The 15,134-nt window shown below is 41.2% G+C and carries 12 protein-coding genes and 1 pseudogene; 2 read left to right on the forward strand and 11 right to left on the reverse strand.

What is annotated here, in order from left to right:
* Window positions 1–43: 43 nt before the first annotated feature.
* The 10 genes and pseudogenes from K6969_RS10165 to K6969_RS10210 all read right to left on the reverse strand — a co-directional run bounded on the left by K6969_RS10165 (window position 44) and on the right by K6969_RS10210 (window position 9,837).
* Window positions 44–1,105 carry a M24 family metallopeptidase gene (locus K6969_RS10165; protein ID WP_029173507.1) on the reverse strand — a complete coding sequence of 354 codons (1,062 nt, stop codon included), beginning with the start codon at window positions 1,103–1,105 and terminating at the stop codon, window positions 44–46.
* 125 nt (window positions 1,106–1,230) lie between these two features.
* Window positions 1,231–1,350: pseudogene (locus tag K6969_RS10170) on the reverse strand (DNA methyltransferase); the annotation flags it as partial.
* A 27-nt stretch (window positions 1,351–1,377) separates the two neighbouring features.
* Window positions 1,378–2,205: a type II restriction endonuclease gene (locus K6969_RS10175; RefSeq protein ID WP_043024831.1), complete on the reverse strand. Its 828-nt coding sequence runs from the start codon at window positions 2,203–2,205 to the stop codon at window positions 1,378–1,380.
* Window positions 2,206–2,230: 25 nt separating this feature from the next.
* Window positions 2,231–3,037, reverse strand: a complete 807-nt coding sequence (locus K6969_RS10180; RefSeq protein WP_029173505.1) for a DNA-methyltransferase — start codon at window positions 3,035–3,037, stop codon at window positions 2,231–2,233.
* A complete protein-coding gene (locus tag K6969_RS10185; protein WP_029173504.1) occupies window positions 3,027–3,881 on the reverse strand; it encodes a DNA adenine methylase in 855 nt (284 codons plus the stop codon). Before K6969_RS10185 ends, K6969_RS10180 begins: the two co-directional genes overlap by 11 nt.
* A gap of 113 nt (window positions 3,882–3,994) precedes the next feature.
* Window positions 3,995–5,341: a DUF1266 domain-containing protein gene (locus tag K6969_RS10190; protein ID WP_029173503.1), complete on the reverse strand. Its 1,347-nt coding sequence runs from the start codon at window positions 5,339–5,341 to the stop codon at window positions 3,995–3,997.
* A gap of 131 nt (window positions 5,342–5,472) precedes the next feature.
* Complete coding sequence (locus K6969_RS10195) at window positions 5,473–5,820, reverse strand: lipoprotein (protein ID WP_029173502.1); 348 nt, start codon at window positions 5,818–5,820, stop codon at window positions 5,473–5,475.
* A gap of 12 nt (window positions 5,821–5,832) precedes the next feature.
* Complete coding sequence (locus tag K6969_RS10200) at window positions 5,833–6,921, reverse strand: hypothetical protein (RefSeq protein ID WP_029173501.1); 1,089 nt, start codon at window positions 6,919–6,921, stop codon at window positions 5,833–5,835.
* 57 nt (window positions 6,922–6,978) lie between these two features.
* Window positions 6,979–8,721 (reverse strand): G5 domain-containing protein, encoded by a 1,743-nt coding sequence (locus tag K6969_RS10205; RefSeq protein ID WP_321537403.1) that lies wholly within the window; start codon window positions 8,719–8,721, stop codon window positions 6,979–6,981.
* A 3-nt stretch (window positions 8,722–8,724) separates the two neighbouring features.
* The gene (locus K6969_RS10210; RefSeq protein ID WP_228381546.1) at window positions 8,725–9,837 is read right to left on the reverse strand and encodes an LPXTG cell wall anchor domain-containing protein; all 1,113 of its coding nucleotides are present in this window, start codon (window positions 9,835–9,837) and stop codon (window positions 8,725–8,727) included.
* A 138-nt stretch (window positions 9,838–9,975) separates the two neighbouring features.
* On the opposite strand from K6969_RS10210, the gene K6969_RS10215 reads away from it, so the two are divergent.
* Window positions 9,976–10,149 (forward strand): YlcI/YnfO family protein, encoded by a 174-nt coding sequence (locus K6969_RS10215; RefSeq protein WP_002942417.1) that lies wholly within the window; start codon window positions 9,976–9,978, stop codon window positions 10,147–10,149.
* Between the two features lie 29 nt (window positions 10,150–10,178).
* Here the strand turns inward: K6969_RS10215 and uvrA are convergent, their stop codons facing one another.
* Window positions 10,179–13,004: an excinuclease ABC subunit UvrA gene (gene uvrA / locus K6969_RS10220; RefSeq protein WP_171942710.1), complete on the reverse strand. Its 2,826-nt coding sequence runs from the start codon at window positions 13,002–13,004 to the stop codon at window positions 10,179–10,181.
* A 1,173-nt stretch (window positions 13,005–14,177) separates the two neighbouring features.
* On the opposite strand from uvrA, the gene K6969_RS10225 reads away from it, so the two are divergent.
* The gene (locus tag K6969_RS10225; RefSeq protein WP_002939248.1) at window positions 14,178–15,122 is read left to right on the forward strand and encodes a magnesium transporter CorA family protein; all 945 of its coding nucleotides are present in this window, start codon (window positions 14,178–14,180) and stop codon (window positions 15,120–15,122) included.
* The last annotated feature ends 12 nt before the right edge of the window (window positions 15,123–15,134 follow it).

Here is a 15,134-nt window from a genome sequence, read left to right on the forward strand (position 1 = left end):
ATTTTATTTATTCGCTTTATTCTACCACAAACTGTCAAATTTCTCAAATGACAATCAATTCCTTGGGTGCTAATGTCAAGACTTCACAACCCTTTTCCGTAATCAATAGGTCATCTTCGATACGGACACCATATTTGTCATCCAAATAGATACCAGGCTCATCCGTCAAGACCATACCTGCCTTGATAGTCTCGTCAGATTTTCCAAAATACGGATATTCATGAATATCCAAACCGATACCGTGACCGATGCCGTGTGTAAAGTTGGCTCCGTAACCCGCCGCATTGATAATCTCACGAGGAATAGCGTCAAACTCGCGGTAGGTGACACCTTCCTTGGCCTGCTCAATTAAAGCCTTATTGGCCCGCAAGACCACATCGTAAATCTCACGTTCTTGATCTGTCACATGACCGATATGGATGGTACGCGTCATATCACTGACATAATGTTGGTAGTAGCAGCCAAAGTCCAAGGTCAGCGTTTCACCAGTCTGGATAAGCTTTTCTGAGGCTCTTCCATGGGGCATGGCAGAGCGGTAGCCAGATGCCACGATGAACTCAAATGATGCCCCTTCGGCACCTAGTTGGCGCATGCGATGGTCAAGGAAATGATTGACGTCCATCTCAGTCGTCTGACCTGGTTTGATAAAGTCAAGAACATCAATAAAAGCCTGATCCGAAATTTGACATGCACGGCGGATGGTCGCAATTTCTTTCTCATCCTTAATCATGCGCAAGTCTTCGATAAAGTTTGACATAGCAACCAGTTGATAGCCCTCAAAAATACTGGTCAGACTTTGATAGAAACCATAGGTCACCTCGCTATCAAAACCAATTTTTTCAAGCCCATCTTCCTTAATCACCTTTGCAATCTCTTCAAGGGCAAAACGGCTCTCGATAATATCAAAACCTTTTACTGATGCCTTGGCTATCAAAGTATAACGCGAATCAGTCACAAACAAACGACGCTTGCCACTGATGAAGACAGTCGCCTCTGTCCCCCAAAAACCAGTTAGGTAGTAAATATTGTTCTGTCCCGTTACCAAAATTCCATCAACAGTTGATTGAGCTAATTTTGCTTCAAATTTTTCCACACGCGCTTGCATAAGCTACCTCCAAAGATTTTGTAACTATTATAGCAGAAATACAGACAAATACCAATTATTATCAGCAGACAAAAAAGCCGCAGAGCGACTGTTTTAAGTATGTCACAGAGAAATGGAATCTTTCACTAATCCAATACTTTTATATACTCTCCAATTTTTCGTACGATTTCAGTTACGAGAGCATTTCCCATAAAGAACATACGCATTTTATCGGATACGTCTACACTAGAGCCTTCGGCTAATTTTTAGGGAAAATTTAATCATTGCCTAAACTATTTTAAAGTCTTTAAAATATTATTTTTTAAATCGTTGGTATTATACAAGTGAGGCAAAACCTCAAAAGTTTCTTGTAAATTTTTCTTAGCCTTATGCCAACCTTTTCCGTCAGTAAACCACATAAATTCCACATTAGGAATTGTCTTCGCTTCTTCTGCAATCATCTTATATGAACGTGCTGTTTCATTTAATTTCGATCCACCACTTGAGTAAAAATTAACCTCGATCAAATAAATAGTTGAATTATGCTTGATAACAAAGTCAAATCGTTTGGCTGTATTTCCCTCATTAGTGATGGCAGATAAATCAACTGAGAAGAGTTCCTCAATCTTATTTTGATAGACTTCCTTGAATAGAGTTTTACCTAAAACATAACCAGCCGCCTCTAGATAATTTTGCACAATATTTTCCATAGCATGTCCAGTACGGTTCTTCCTACCGTTAGTATCCATGCCGACTTCGACTCCTGTAACGTAGTCCACTAGATTTGATATAATATGCTTCTCGAGTAAATCAAAAATCCCTGACTTTTCCAAAAACATAGCATATTCTTCAATACTATAGTTTGGCTTACAAAAGTCAAAATAAAAATCTTTTATAGGGTCTTTAACAATAATTGTATCTTTCAAACGTTTCGCAATAAGGATTGGTATAACTTTCAAAACTTCTGGATAATTTTGGTACAAATCTAAAAAATCTTGTTGTATATTTTTGCTACCAATAAGACTATTCATAATATTAAGAGGAACTTTTATACTTTCCACATTATCATAGACTTTTGGAAAATCTGTATAATAAGTCCAATCCGCTATAGTGTCTGTCATGGTAGACAACCATTTTTCAAAGTCTCTATTTTTTTCCACTTTCTTTCTCCAATCTCGTTTTCGCTATTTTTAAATAATCTCGTTCGGCATCTATTCCAATGAATCTTCTACCTAATCGCTTCGCAACAACACCAGTTGTTCCGCTACCAACAAAAGGGTCTAGAATGTAGTCATTTTCTTTTGTGCTAGCTAATATTATTCGCTCTAAAAGATATTCTGGTTTCTGAGTGGGATGCTTGCCAGCCCATTTCTCTGATTTTGCTGTTAATCCACCAGTCCAGACATCTTTCATCTGTTTTCCATCGTTTAACTCTTTCATTAAATCATAGTTATAATAGTGACGAGCTTTCTTATCATTTTTTCTCGCCCAAAGAATTGTTTCAGTTGAATGTGTAAAGTAACGACAGGATAAATTGGGGGCAGGATTCGTTTTCTGCCATGTAATATTATTCAGAATTTTGAAACCTTCTTGTTCTAAAGCCATTCCAACTGAATAAATATTGTGGAAACTACCTGAGATCCAAATCGTCCCATTGGGTTTCAAAACTTTTTTAGCTAACTGAATCCAGCGTCGATTAAAGTTGTGCTTTTCTTCAAGTGAGGAAACTTTATCCCACTCACCTTTATCAACTGATACAACTTGACCACCTGAATTAGATATTCCACCATTACTCAAAAAGTACGGCGGATCCGCAAAAATCATATCCATACTTTCAGGTTTCATTTTTGACAAAAACTCAAAAGTGTCCGCATGAACAAGTATGGAATTCTCTTTATGATAGTATGGTTTCGTCATAATAACCCCTCCATACTTATATTCGTTATTTGTCATAATTAGTTACGATAAATTCTGATATTTTTCCTCGACTTGATGCTTTCGCCCCATTAGTCCTAATGGCTTCTACTTTATGAATATTAAAACCTTTATACAATTCTTCTACTAACGGACTAGATGAATTGGATAGCATTACATAGGCACCTTTCTTATCTAGTTTTCTAAAAACATCACGCAATCTAACTTGTTCTTCATAGGAAAAACCTTCATGAGTATAAGATGTAAAGGCACTTGTTTCTGAAAGAGGTATATACGGTGGGTCAAAATAAATAAAGTCTCCAGCACCTACATCTTCAACAGCTTTTTCGAAATCCCCCGTCAAAATCTCAATATTATTTTTATTTAGATATTGAGAAATAGATAAAATTAACTCACTATCAACAATCTTAGGATTTTTATAGCGACCATAAGGTACATTGAACTGATTTTTAGAATTAACACGATACAAGCCATTGAAATCAACTCGCAACATATACATGATACGAGCAGCACGTTCGGTGTCGGTCATGGCATGGATTCTGTCATCTCTATCAACAGAGCGTAGTTCTAAATAATAATCTTTAGAGTTGTTTTTTTGATGCTCGACTAGTAGTTCAATGAGTTTTTGGGGATTATCTTTTATTTGACGATAACAGTTGATAAGCTCACTATTGAAATCATTGATAATTGCTTTTTTCGGAATGAGTTCGAAAAATACCGCCCCACCACCAATGAATGGTTCAAAGTAACTATTATAATTGTCTGGCATAAGAGATTTTATAACCGGAAGCAGTTGTCGCTTCCCACCAGTCCATTTTGTAAAAGGTTGTAAAGTTGGTTGAGTTCGTTGTAATTGTATCATCGTTTATATTATACCATATCTCTAAATATATTTAATTAATCGAAGTGGAATAGCCTCCAACATGCAAAAAAGCCGCCTAAGCGACTTTTCAAAACAGCATTAAGAGTTTCTTCTCATTTCCCTTTAAATTCACGAATCCGTTGAGGAATACCCTCTAAAAATTGATTCATTTTTTGTTGCCATTCATTTTCAAGAGCTTTCCTTTCTTGAGAATCTAGGTCGTCAACAGCCTTACTATTTAGGCCGATTTCGCTTAAAACTGGACTGACATTAGAGATTGTCTTTTTGCCAAAATGAATTTTACTTTCTTCCATCCATAAATTAAGTGAGGAGCTCAACTCAACTTGTTCCCAAGGGATTCTGACAAGTGCTGGTTTGCCGAATAATTTCTTCTTAAAGGTGTAGACAGCTTCCTCTGTAAAGATAAGATTTAAACTTAGAGTTCCTTCAAACATGGCAAAAATATGTTCTTCATGCAACTCCTTGTAGCTTGGATAATGATACCAAAATACTCTAGCCGAATAAAGACTTGCATACTCCTTTGGTAAAAGAATTGTATCTTGTTCTTGCAAGTTTTTTTCTGCAATCATCCATTCAAGATTATTCTCAATAAGGGGAGTCCAAAAAACGTAATCTGCAAGTTCGCTCAGGTACTGATAGCGTTCATAATCGATAAAAGTTGGGTCTATAGAGGTTCCTTCTAGGGAAGCAAGCAAATCATTTGAAGGCGCAGTAAGTCCTGGAATCTCACCCTTATAATCCACACGATCCTGCCTTGCTTTTAACTCTTTAACAATTTCTTCAGGTAAGAAGTTTTCTAAAAAGGCTGTCAAGTTGGCTAACTCATGATTTGCCCAAAAAGTACCATAAGAAAAGACATTCGTCGGTGCAATACAAAAAGAATAAACATCTACCACATATTCCTCAACGCTTGTAATCGTTTCTGAGCTAGGAACATACTGAAGTAATTTTCCCATTACACAAGATGCTAGGTATTGTTCCCAAGTCTGATAACTATTTTTGATACGCTCTGTTTGCTTGGTAAACAGTTCCTCAAATTCTTCTTTAGTAATCAAGCGAGTAGCATACGATTTCGTCAAGACATCAATTATACGGCAGTCGTCAAAGCCTTTGATTAGTTGAGAACCTGTTAATGAATTTAAAGAAAGGTAAAAGTCTTTTACATCAGGAGTGCCTATTCCATCAATAAATGAAGAAACATCTTCTAAAGCATGATAACGGCCATCTTCCAGTTTATCAATTTCTTCTTTTAAACTTGAATAATCTGTAATACCATAGTTTGTTTCTAACATGGTTCGCAACAGGCCTCTGGTCATCATATTGACACCTGGCATGACGACACTCATTAGTTCTTTTTCGATAAATTGTCTATTGACTGAATTGGCAAAAACTGAACTGTATCTGTATGGACTGCACAATAAAACGTATTCCGATTGCATGGAGGTCTCCTTGTTAAGCAACTTATTTTTTATATTATATCTGATTTGTACTAGCTTATCAAGCGTAGAAAAAATCAGACAAAAAAGCCGCTAGAGCGACTTTTCTGACAAATGGAACAGAGTATTTACGTTTATTCTTTTGTAAACTCTGCATTTGCTAAAGTTGAATCAAGAGTGTCTAATGTTAGGACCCCATCAACAATTTCATAATCCACGGTCGAATTATCATTTTCTGCCGTTAGAGTTTTTCTCTCCTGATCAACAGTCAGTCCCTGTTCCTCAGATTGAGTTTGACCATCTTCCCCTTTTTCTTCAAAAGTAAGGGTTCCAGTATTATTTTCAATTTTGATAATTACTGTATAAGTAGTGCCGTCTTTTTCCCTTGAATAGGTATAGGTTCCATTATCATTTTTAGCTCCGCAAGCAACTAAGAAAAATACGATGACGCTCGTTAAAATAAGGATTAATAATTTTTTCATCCTACTCTCCTTTTAACCTACAGAGTAACTAATGTAATCAATGAGTTCTGGTATAACTTTTATTTCTTTGGCTTCATGTTCATTTTCGAGTTGATAAACCTTATCTCCCGTATAAACATAGTAAGAGTTAGATAGCCCATCGAATATCGCAAATTTGATATTTTTAATTTCCTTATTATCAGAAGTATAATAGCCAGTCAGACTACTACCATCAACAACTTTTATTTTTTCTAACGTTTTTTTCTCAGTCGTATGACGCAATCTGAGTGCCTGTAGAAACTCATTTACTGTATTGTACTGATAGGTCACTTCAGACGCCATCCCCAATTCTTTGTAATGTTCCGCTGAATATTGGCTAATCTGTTCTGTACTGTACTTCAATGATGTTGGTCTTGTTGTTTGTTTTTCAAGGTCAATGACAGTTGCTTTGTCGGTATAAGCAGACAAATAAAAGGTAGCCTGTACTTTACCGTCTTTTACAACAATTTCATCATTATCTGTTACACCAAGATAGTTTGTTGGTGTATCACTGCCATAAAAGCCATACATTGGCAGTAATTCTCCATCTTCTCCAAGAAAACCTTGAGTTAGGCTAGGACCTTCTGAAAGCAACAGTTGTCCATATTCTAGTTCGAACTTACCTTGATGAAGTTCCCCAACCTTTAGTGTAGCATTCATTTGATTGTCTTTTGTGACATACAAATGCCCTATTTGACTTCCAGGAACATCTCGCTCTAGATACAATTCATAGCTACCATCTTCGTTGATTGCAAAATCAATCTTATAAAATACGGTCAAATTATCATCGGGAGCATGACTTGTTTCAGCTGACGGAATTTCAACTATTCCTGAATAAAATCCTACATAGTCTTTTACAGCTTGCTTTGCTTCAGCATCGATTTCAGTATGTTCATCTACACGAGGAAAATCATCTGGGCTGCTGACTACTTTCTCACTCTTCGTTGTACTTGAGCTTTCCGTCACCTTTTGTGTACTACTAGAGGTTTCTTGGTTCACTTGACCAGTCTGTTCCGTCTGGCTACAAGCTACTAGACTTAACGTTGATATTGCCACCAACAATTTTAAAAAATTCTTTTTCATATGTTCTCCTATAGTATAATACCATCCATGCAATTTCGACAATTTTTTTCAGTTCCTTTACGGTTTCGGCTCAACCAATTCCAGCATAGCCACGGTCACACCATTTCTGAAGGTGGTCTCGATGGCCTTGTCGTTGAGTCCGATGCCGACTGCCACCTGGAGGTTGTCCAGTTTTTTCATCATGACAGTCTTGTGTCCTGCGGAGTTCATCCACTCGGTGAAGAGACCGTTTGCGATGTCGCTCTCGTCGATGGCACTGTATGCGCTAAGAGCTGCGCCCATCTGGAGTGCGTTTTCACCACGCCAGCCTTGTCGAGCAGTCTGCTCTGCCGTGTAGATGGTCGTCCACTTAGAACCGTCTGGGCGCTTGTGAGCGCCGTCGGCGGTACCTTGATAGCGAAGACTACCGTGGTCCGCCATTTCGTTGGCACGGGCATTCGCCGCGTTTTGAGCGTCTGAGCCCTGACCTGCGTATGTTACAGCCGATAGGCCTTCTGCCGCACGGGCTGCGTTAAGCAGGCTGACGAACTCAGCGTTGAGCTTGTCGAGGTTGATGAGCTGCTCCACCTTCTCAAGGGTGTCCTTGGTTGCGCCAGTTCGGATGGTCGTGCCAGGTACGGTTCCTTTCTTAGCGATGAAGGCGTCCTGCTGCTCCTCGGTGAGGCTCATGAACTCATCCAGCGTTAGCGTCTTCTTGTCGAGTAGGCTAGTGCTGGCAGGTTTAGTGCCGACCACAAGGACCTCATTGACTGGTGCAGTCTCGGAGATAACCTCGCGGGTTTCGCTTACTTGACCAGTACGGTTATTGGTGACCCGTGTGATACGGACCTTACGCTCTCCGTTTACTCCCTGAACTTTGATTTTTGTTTCACCTTCTGGGAAATTCGGATCTTCTTCCTTGATTGAAGTATAGGCAAGCACCTCCGTTTCTGTCAGAACTTGACTGGTCTCTTCTTTCTTGATACCAACTTCTACTATACGCTTAATTGGCTGAATAACCTCTGGTTGACCCACCATTTCAGAGGCAACCTTGACGCCGTCCACATAGGTATCCTTATAGGTCTGTGTTTGCTGACCGTCCACTCCTGCTACCAACTCACGACTTTCACCTTCAAATAAGCTATCCACCTGACGAGTTTCTGTAGTAAATGGAATGACACTTGTTTCTTGGCGAGTTTGATAACGAACAACAGCCTTTGTACCGACTTCAATAATCTCATTTACCGGTTCGACACGCTCTTCTTTTACTAATTCACGCGCCGTTTCATTGCCGTCTGTCTTAGTAATGCGATAGGTTTGGGTTAGTGTTCCCTTTCTTCCTTTTGTAAGTGTACGAGTTTGACCTTTTTCTAAGTCTGGATTCTGACGAGTTTCAACAGTGTAGTCAAGCTCTGTGACCTTGGTTTCCTCTGTTGTTTCAACAACAGACTTTGGCTTAGTACCGTATTCAATGACTTGCGTGACTGGTTGAGCAATAACTTCCGTGCTGACCACTTCTTCACTAATGACTGCACCTGTAGAATCATAGACTTTCTTTGTAAGGGTCTTGGTTTGTCCATTAACTCCTGCGACCAGTACACATTCGGAGCCTACTTCCAGATCCGCATTGGCACGACGCTCTGTAGCAAATGAAATAGTCGTCAAGCTTTCTATAAGCTCTTCTCGATTTTTAGAAACCTCATCATTATAGGCGATTACTTCTGTAACAGGTTCAATTGTTTCAGTCGCAACGATCTCACGAGCGGTCTCTACATTATTGGTATAGGTTACTTTAGTGGTGACTATTTCCTTTCCATCCACACCTTATGTAAGAACCTTGCTTTCTCCAGCTTGCAAACTTGTATCTTTCACATAGCTAGTTCCATACTTGATGACAGTTACCTGGTTCTCTACATCTGTTCGAACTGTATCAACAGGTCGATCTGGTTCTGCTGGATTAGTTGGAAGTTCTGGGCTAACAGGTTTCTCTTCACCAGGTGTAACAGTCGTTTCCTTTTCCCCTGGTACAGCTGGTTTTTCCACTGGCGCAGGTATTTCTGGTTGGACTGGTTTCTCCGTTTCTGAAATAACCTTGTCTTCTGTACCGATAACCTGACCACCTCCTGTTTCTTCAACGGGTTTCTCCGCTGGCTTACTTTCTGCTGGGACTTCTTCAACCTTGTCTTCAGATGGTTTCTGTTCTGCCGAAGCGTCTGTTGCCTTGTCCTCTGACGGAGTTGATTCTGCTGGGATGTCTGATTTGTTCTCATCTGCTGGTTGGGTTGGTTGGACAAGTAGATTCTCATTTTCTTCTGCCTTATCTATTGAACCAGTAGGTAGAGTTGGACTTGTCTCACTGCTCTGCTTTTTCCCCTCCAAATAACCTACAAACTCATAACCTGCAATTGAAATCTTTCCATCTGGGAGTGCTGATCCTACTGTCAATGTTTGAGTTTGACCATACTGAGCCAGCTGGGCAACCGTCACGGCAGATACAGAGGTGAAAACCAGACTGCCTCCTACCAAGGTCAAGGTCATTGCTGAGCGAACCATCCGTTGATTTTTCCGACCAACAGTTATACCAACCAGTAGCAAGCCTGCCCCAATAGCTCCAGCTAATACACCTGTGCTTTCTCCTGTCTGTGGCAAAATTGAAGACCCTACTTTTCTATACACAAGATAGTAGTTCACATCTTCTGTCACCTGAGCTGGAAGCTCTGTAAAAATCGCCTTTTTCTCTGCCTCAGTCAATTCCTCAGTCGTTACATAATCATAACGAACCTCTGCCGTCTTAGTCTGTGCATGAACCGATAAACTTGTTAGTAAACCCACTCCTAATAGAGCAGATGCGGCTCCTAAGCCTGTAAATTTACGAATCCCATATCGTAAACGCTGATTCTTTTCTTCTTGGATGCGCTGAGTTCTACTATAAACCATATAATTCTCCCTTTTATGAAATAGTCTTCCAAAATATTTTACTATACACTCTTTATTTTTGTAATACATTTAGTAATACAATTTGTAATATTTCATATTCATTTATTTCGCTATACACTTGTAACAAGGAGCAAATAAATGGCATTTAAATTAAAATCAGATAAAAAAGAAACAGAAATCAAAACCATTCGATTTCCGTCAGAGTTGGTAGATAGAATTGAGGAAGCAATCGTCAAAAAAGATGTCAGTTTCTCAAGCTTTGTCATTCAGGCTTGTGACTATGCCTTGAATAATATGGATAAAGAACAGTAAAAAAGAGCCGATGGCTCTTTTTTACTTGCTTATTTCAACTTAGTTTTCAAATACTGACCTGTAAAGCTGGCTGGATTTTGAGCCACTTCTTCTGGCGTTCCTGTCGCGACAACGGTACCACCGCCGACACCGCCTTCTGGTCCCATGTCGATAATGTGGTCGGCTGTCTTAATCACATCCAGATTGTGCTCGATGACAAGGACAGTGTTGCCGTCATCAACAAAGCGGGCCAAGACCTTGAGCAACTGGGCAATGTCCTCCGTATGCAGACCTGTCGTCGGCTCGTCCAAGATATACAAGGATTTACCAGTTGACCGCTTGTGGAGTTCAGAAGCCAACTTCATCCGCTGGGCTTCCCCACCTGATAGAGTGGTCGCAGGTTGTCCCAAAGTCACATAGCCCAAGCCCACATCTTGAATAGTACGAAGTTTCCGCTCAATCTTTGGAATGTGTTTGAAGAACTCGACCGCGTCATTGACAGTCATATCAAGGACCTGAGCGATATTTTTCTCCTTGTAATGTACTTCTAAGGTTTCCGAGTTGTAACGGTGTCCATGACAGACCTCACATGGCACAAAGACATCGGGCAGGAAGTGCATTTCAATCTTGATAATCCCGTCACCAGAACAAGCTTCACACCGTCCACCTTTGACGTTAAAGGAGAAACGTCCTTTCTTGTAGCCACGGATTTTGGCTTCATTGGTCTGGGCAAACAAATCCCGAATATCGTCAAAAACACCTGTGTAAGTAGCTGGGTTGGAACGTGGTGTCCGTCCAATCGGGCTTTGGTCAATATCAATCAGGCGGTCCAAGTGTTCAATTCCTGAAATAGACTTAAATTTACCTGGCTTGTCCGAATTTCGATTGAGCTTCTGAGCGATAGCTTTTTTCAAAATGGAATTGACCAGAGTTGACTTACCAGAGCCAGACACCCCTGTCACCGCCACAAATTTTCCGAGTGGGAAACGAACAGTCACATCTTGCAGGTTGTTTTCCTTGGCACCGGTCACCTCTAAGAATCGACCATTTCCAACACGACGTTCCAAAGGAACTGGAATTTCACGTTTACCAGACAGGTACTGGCCTGTAATGGATTTCTTGTTTTTAGCCACTTGGGCAGGCGTTCCAGAAGCCACGATTTCTCCGCCAAAGACACCCGCACCTGGACCGATGTCAATCAACCAGTCCGCCTCACGCATGGTGTCCTCATCGTGCTCCACCACAATCAAGGTATTGCCCAAATCCCGCATCTTCTTAAGACTAGCGATCAGACGGTCATTATCCCGTTGGTGCAGACCAATCGACGGCTCATCCAGAATATAGAGAACACCAGACAGGTTGGAGCCGATCTGGGTCGCCAGACGAATCCGCTGGCTCTCACCACCAGACAATGTCCCCGCTGCTCGTGAAAGCGTTAGGTAATTTAGACCAACGTTGTTAAGGAAGGACAGACGATCCTTGATTTCCTTGACAATGGGCGTCGCAATGGTTGCTTCATTTTCAGACAAGGTCAGATGTTCAATCACTTGCAAATGATCCGCTACGGACAAGTCAGACAACTGCCCGATATGCAGTCCCTGCTCGCCACCGACTTTGACAGACAGGGCTTGGTCATTGAGGCGATAGCCATGGCAAGTTCCACAGGTCAACTCATTCATATAGGCCTTCATAACCGTCCGCGTATAATCACTGTTGGTTTCACGGTAACGACGGTTGATGTTGGTAATCAAGCCTTCAAAGGGAATATCGATATCACGCACCCCACCGAACTCATTTTCATAGTGGAAATGGAATTCTTTGCCGTCAGAACCGTTGAAAATCAGGTTCTTCTCCTCTTCCGTCAATTCCTCGAAAGGCTTGTCCATATCCACACCAAAGTGATTCATGGCCTGCTCCAGCATCTGAGGGTAGTAGTTAGAAGAGATTGGATTCCACGGAGCCAAGGCACCCTCACGCAAGGTCTTGCTGGCATCCGGAACAATCAAATCCGTATCCACTTCCAGCTTCATGCCCAAACCGTCACAATCGCTACAAGACCCAAAAGGCGCATTGAAAGAGAAAAGACGAGGCTCCAACTCTGGTACCGTAAAACCACAAACTGGGCAGGCATAGTACTCAGAGAAGAGCAGTTCCTTCTCGTCCATGGTGTCAATGATGACATAGCCGTCCGCAATCCGCAGGGCCGCCTCAATGGAGTCAAAAAGCCGCGAGCGAATGCCCTCCTTGATGACAATTCGGTCGACTACGACTTCGATATTGTGCGCCTTGCTCTTTGATAATTCTGGCACTTCCGACACATCATAGACATCTCCATTGACACGGACCCGAACATAGCCATCCTTCTGCACCTTCTCAAAAACGGTCTTGTGCTGCCCCTTTTTCTTGCGTACAATCGGAGCTAGAATTTGCAAACGCTGGCGTTCTGGCAATTCCAAGACCTCATCAACAATTTGTTCCACCGAGGAAGCTGCGATTGCCCAGTGGCCATTGATACAGTATGGTGTCCCAACCCGAGCATAAAGCAGGCGGAGATAGTCATTGATTTCCGTCGCTGTACCAACTGTCGATCGTGGGTTACGCGAGGTTGTTTTTTGGTCAATTGAAATAGCAGGGCTGAGACCCTCTATAGAATCCACATCCGGTTTGTCCATGTTGCCCAAGAACTGACGAGCATAGGCAGACAAGGACTCTACGTAGCGGCGTTGGCCTTCGGCATACAAGGTATCAAAAGCCAAACTCGACTTACCAGAGCCTGACAAACCAGTCACCACCACCAACTTCTCACGCGGAATAGTCACATCAATATTTTTCAAATTATGGGCACGTGCCCCATGAATCACAATATTTTCTTGCATAATTTAAGATACAAAGGGCGTTAAATGCACAGTCAAAATAGGAAACTGACGATGTGTCTGAAAGACACAAGGAAGTTTATCTTTTTGACACTGCATTTAGCCCGTGTTCAATTCCTTTCTAGATATAAGTGCGTTAAGAAAGCGAGAAGAAAATAGGAAAATGTGACGTCATATCAGTGACGAAACATTTTGTACTTTACAGTATCCACAGCTGTAATCAACTAAAGTTGAAACATCTATGTATCTTTTTCTCGACGCTTTTAGCACGCATTCAATTCCTTTCTAAGATACAAAGCCCGTAAAACGCAAGGTGAAAACAGGCGGTAAATCCGAAATCTGTGATTTCGAAGACGCACCCCCGTCAAGACAACTAGTGCTTTCACAGGTTGAAAACCGAAGAAAGCACAGATGTCTACGACGCAGAAGCCAGTTCCACATGCTTAAACATGAAGAAACCAGCAATTTTTGACACTGCATTTAGCCCATGTTCAATTCCTTTCTAAGATACAGAGCCCATAAAACGCACGGTGAAAATAGGCGGTAAGTCCGAAATCTGTGATTTCGAAGACGCACCCCCGTCAAGACAACTAGTGCTTTCACAGGTCGAAAACTGAAGAAAGCACAGATGTCTACGACGCAGAAACCAGTTCCACACGCTTAAACATGAAGAAACCAGCAATTTTTCACACAGCGTTTAGGGCGTGTTCAATTCCTTTCTAGATATAAGTGCGTTCACAAGATAACTGGTGACGGTCGATTAACTCCGCGTCACCAGACGAAACTGCCTATGGGCAATTTCTATATCTTGTATTAGCTCGATTTTCAAAAAATATCGTTTTGAAAATCTCACGTTAAGAAAACCCTATAAAACTCGACCATTCAATTCCTTTCTAAAGATACAGAGGGCGTTGTAACAGTCTGGGAGACTGTTACAATCGGGAAATAGGGAAAACGCAGTTTTCCTCATTACACCAACATCATTAGCCCGCATTCAATTCCTTTCTTAAGAGGATCTAGCTGTACCATGAGAGATTAGAAAAAGTTCGTACAACTTATTCGCTTAAATGTCTACATATTATACCACATTTCTATATAAAACCTTTCCGAAACTGCACATTTTTTGGTATAATAGAGGTTGCGTTAACGCAACAAAGATAAAAGGAGGGCAAAGATATGAAACAAATTTTTCTATCAACCATGACTGATTTAGAAGAAATTCAAACCTTTGAACCAGGGGCTTGGATTAATTTGGTCAACCCCTCCCAGAGCGAGTCTATGGAAGTTGCTGAGCACTATAAAATTGACATCGCTGACCTGCGAGCACCGCTCGATGCGGAAGAATCCTCTCGTATCACCGTCGAAGATGATTATACGCTCATCCTGGTCGACGTCCCAATTCTTGAAGAACGAAACAACAAGACATATTATATTACTATTCCTTTGGGAATTATTCTAACAGATGATGCGATTATCACGACTTGTTTGGAACCATTGCCACTGTTTGAGCAGTTTATCCATCGTCGTCTACGGAATTTCTTCACTTTCATGAAGTCTCGTTTCGTTTTCCAAATTCTCTACCGCAATGCCCAACTCTACTTGTCAGCCCTACGGACCATTGACAGAAAGAGCGAAGAGATTGAGAAGCAACTCCATGAGGCCACTCGAAATGAAGAATTAATTGTACTCATGGAATTGGAAAAAACCATCGTCTACTTCAAGGCTTCCCTCAAAACCAATGAGCGTTTGGTCAAAAAACTTGCTAGTTCCTCACGTCTACTCCGTAAGTATGAAGAGGATGAGGATTTGCTTGAAGATACCTTGGTCGAAACCCAACAGGCCATTGAGATGGCAGACATCTATGGTTCCATCCTGAACTCTATGACCCATGCCTTTGCTTCTATCATTTCCAACAACCAGAATACCATCATGAAAACCTTGGCATTAGTGACAATCGTTCTCTCTATCCCAACCATGGTCTTCTCTGCATACGGTATGAACTTTAAGGACAACATCATTCCTTTTAACGATATTCCCTATGCTTTTTGGTGGATTATTCTTTTCGCCTTTGCAATCAGCCTATCACTCACCTTCTACTTCATCCGTAAGAGATGGTTTTAACCTAAGGAGATT

This window comes from Streptococcus suis (assembly GCF_019856455.1).
Taxonomy (GTDB): Bacteria; Bacillota; Bacilli; order Lactobacillales; family Streptococcaceae; genus Streptococcus; species Streptococcus suis_AE.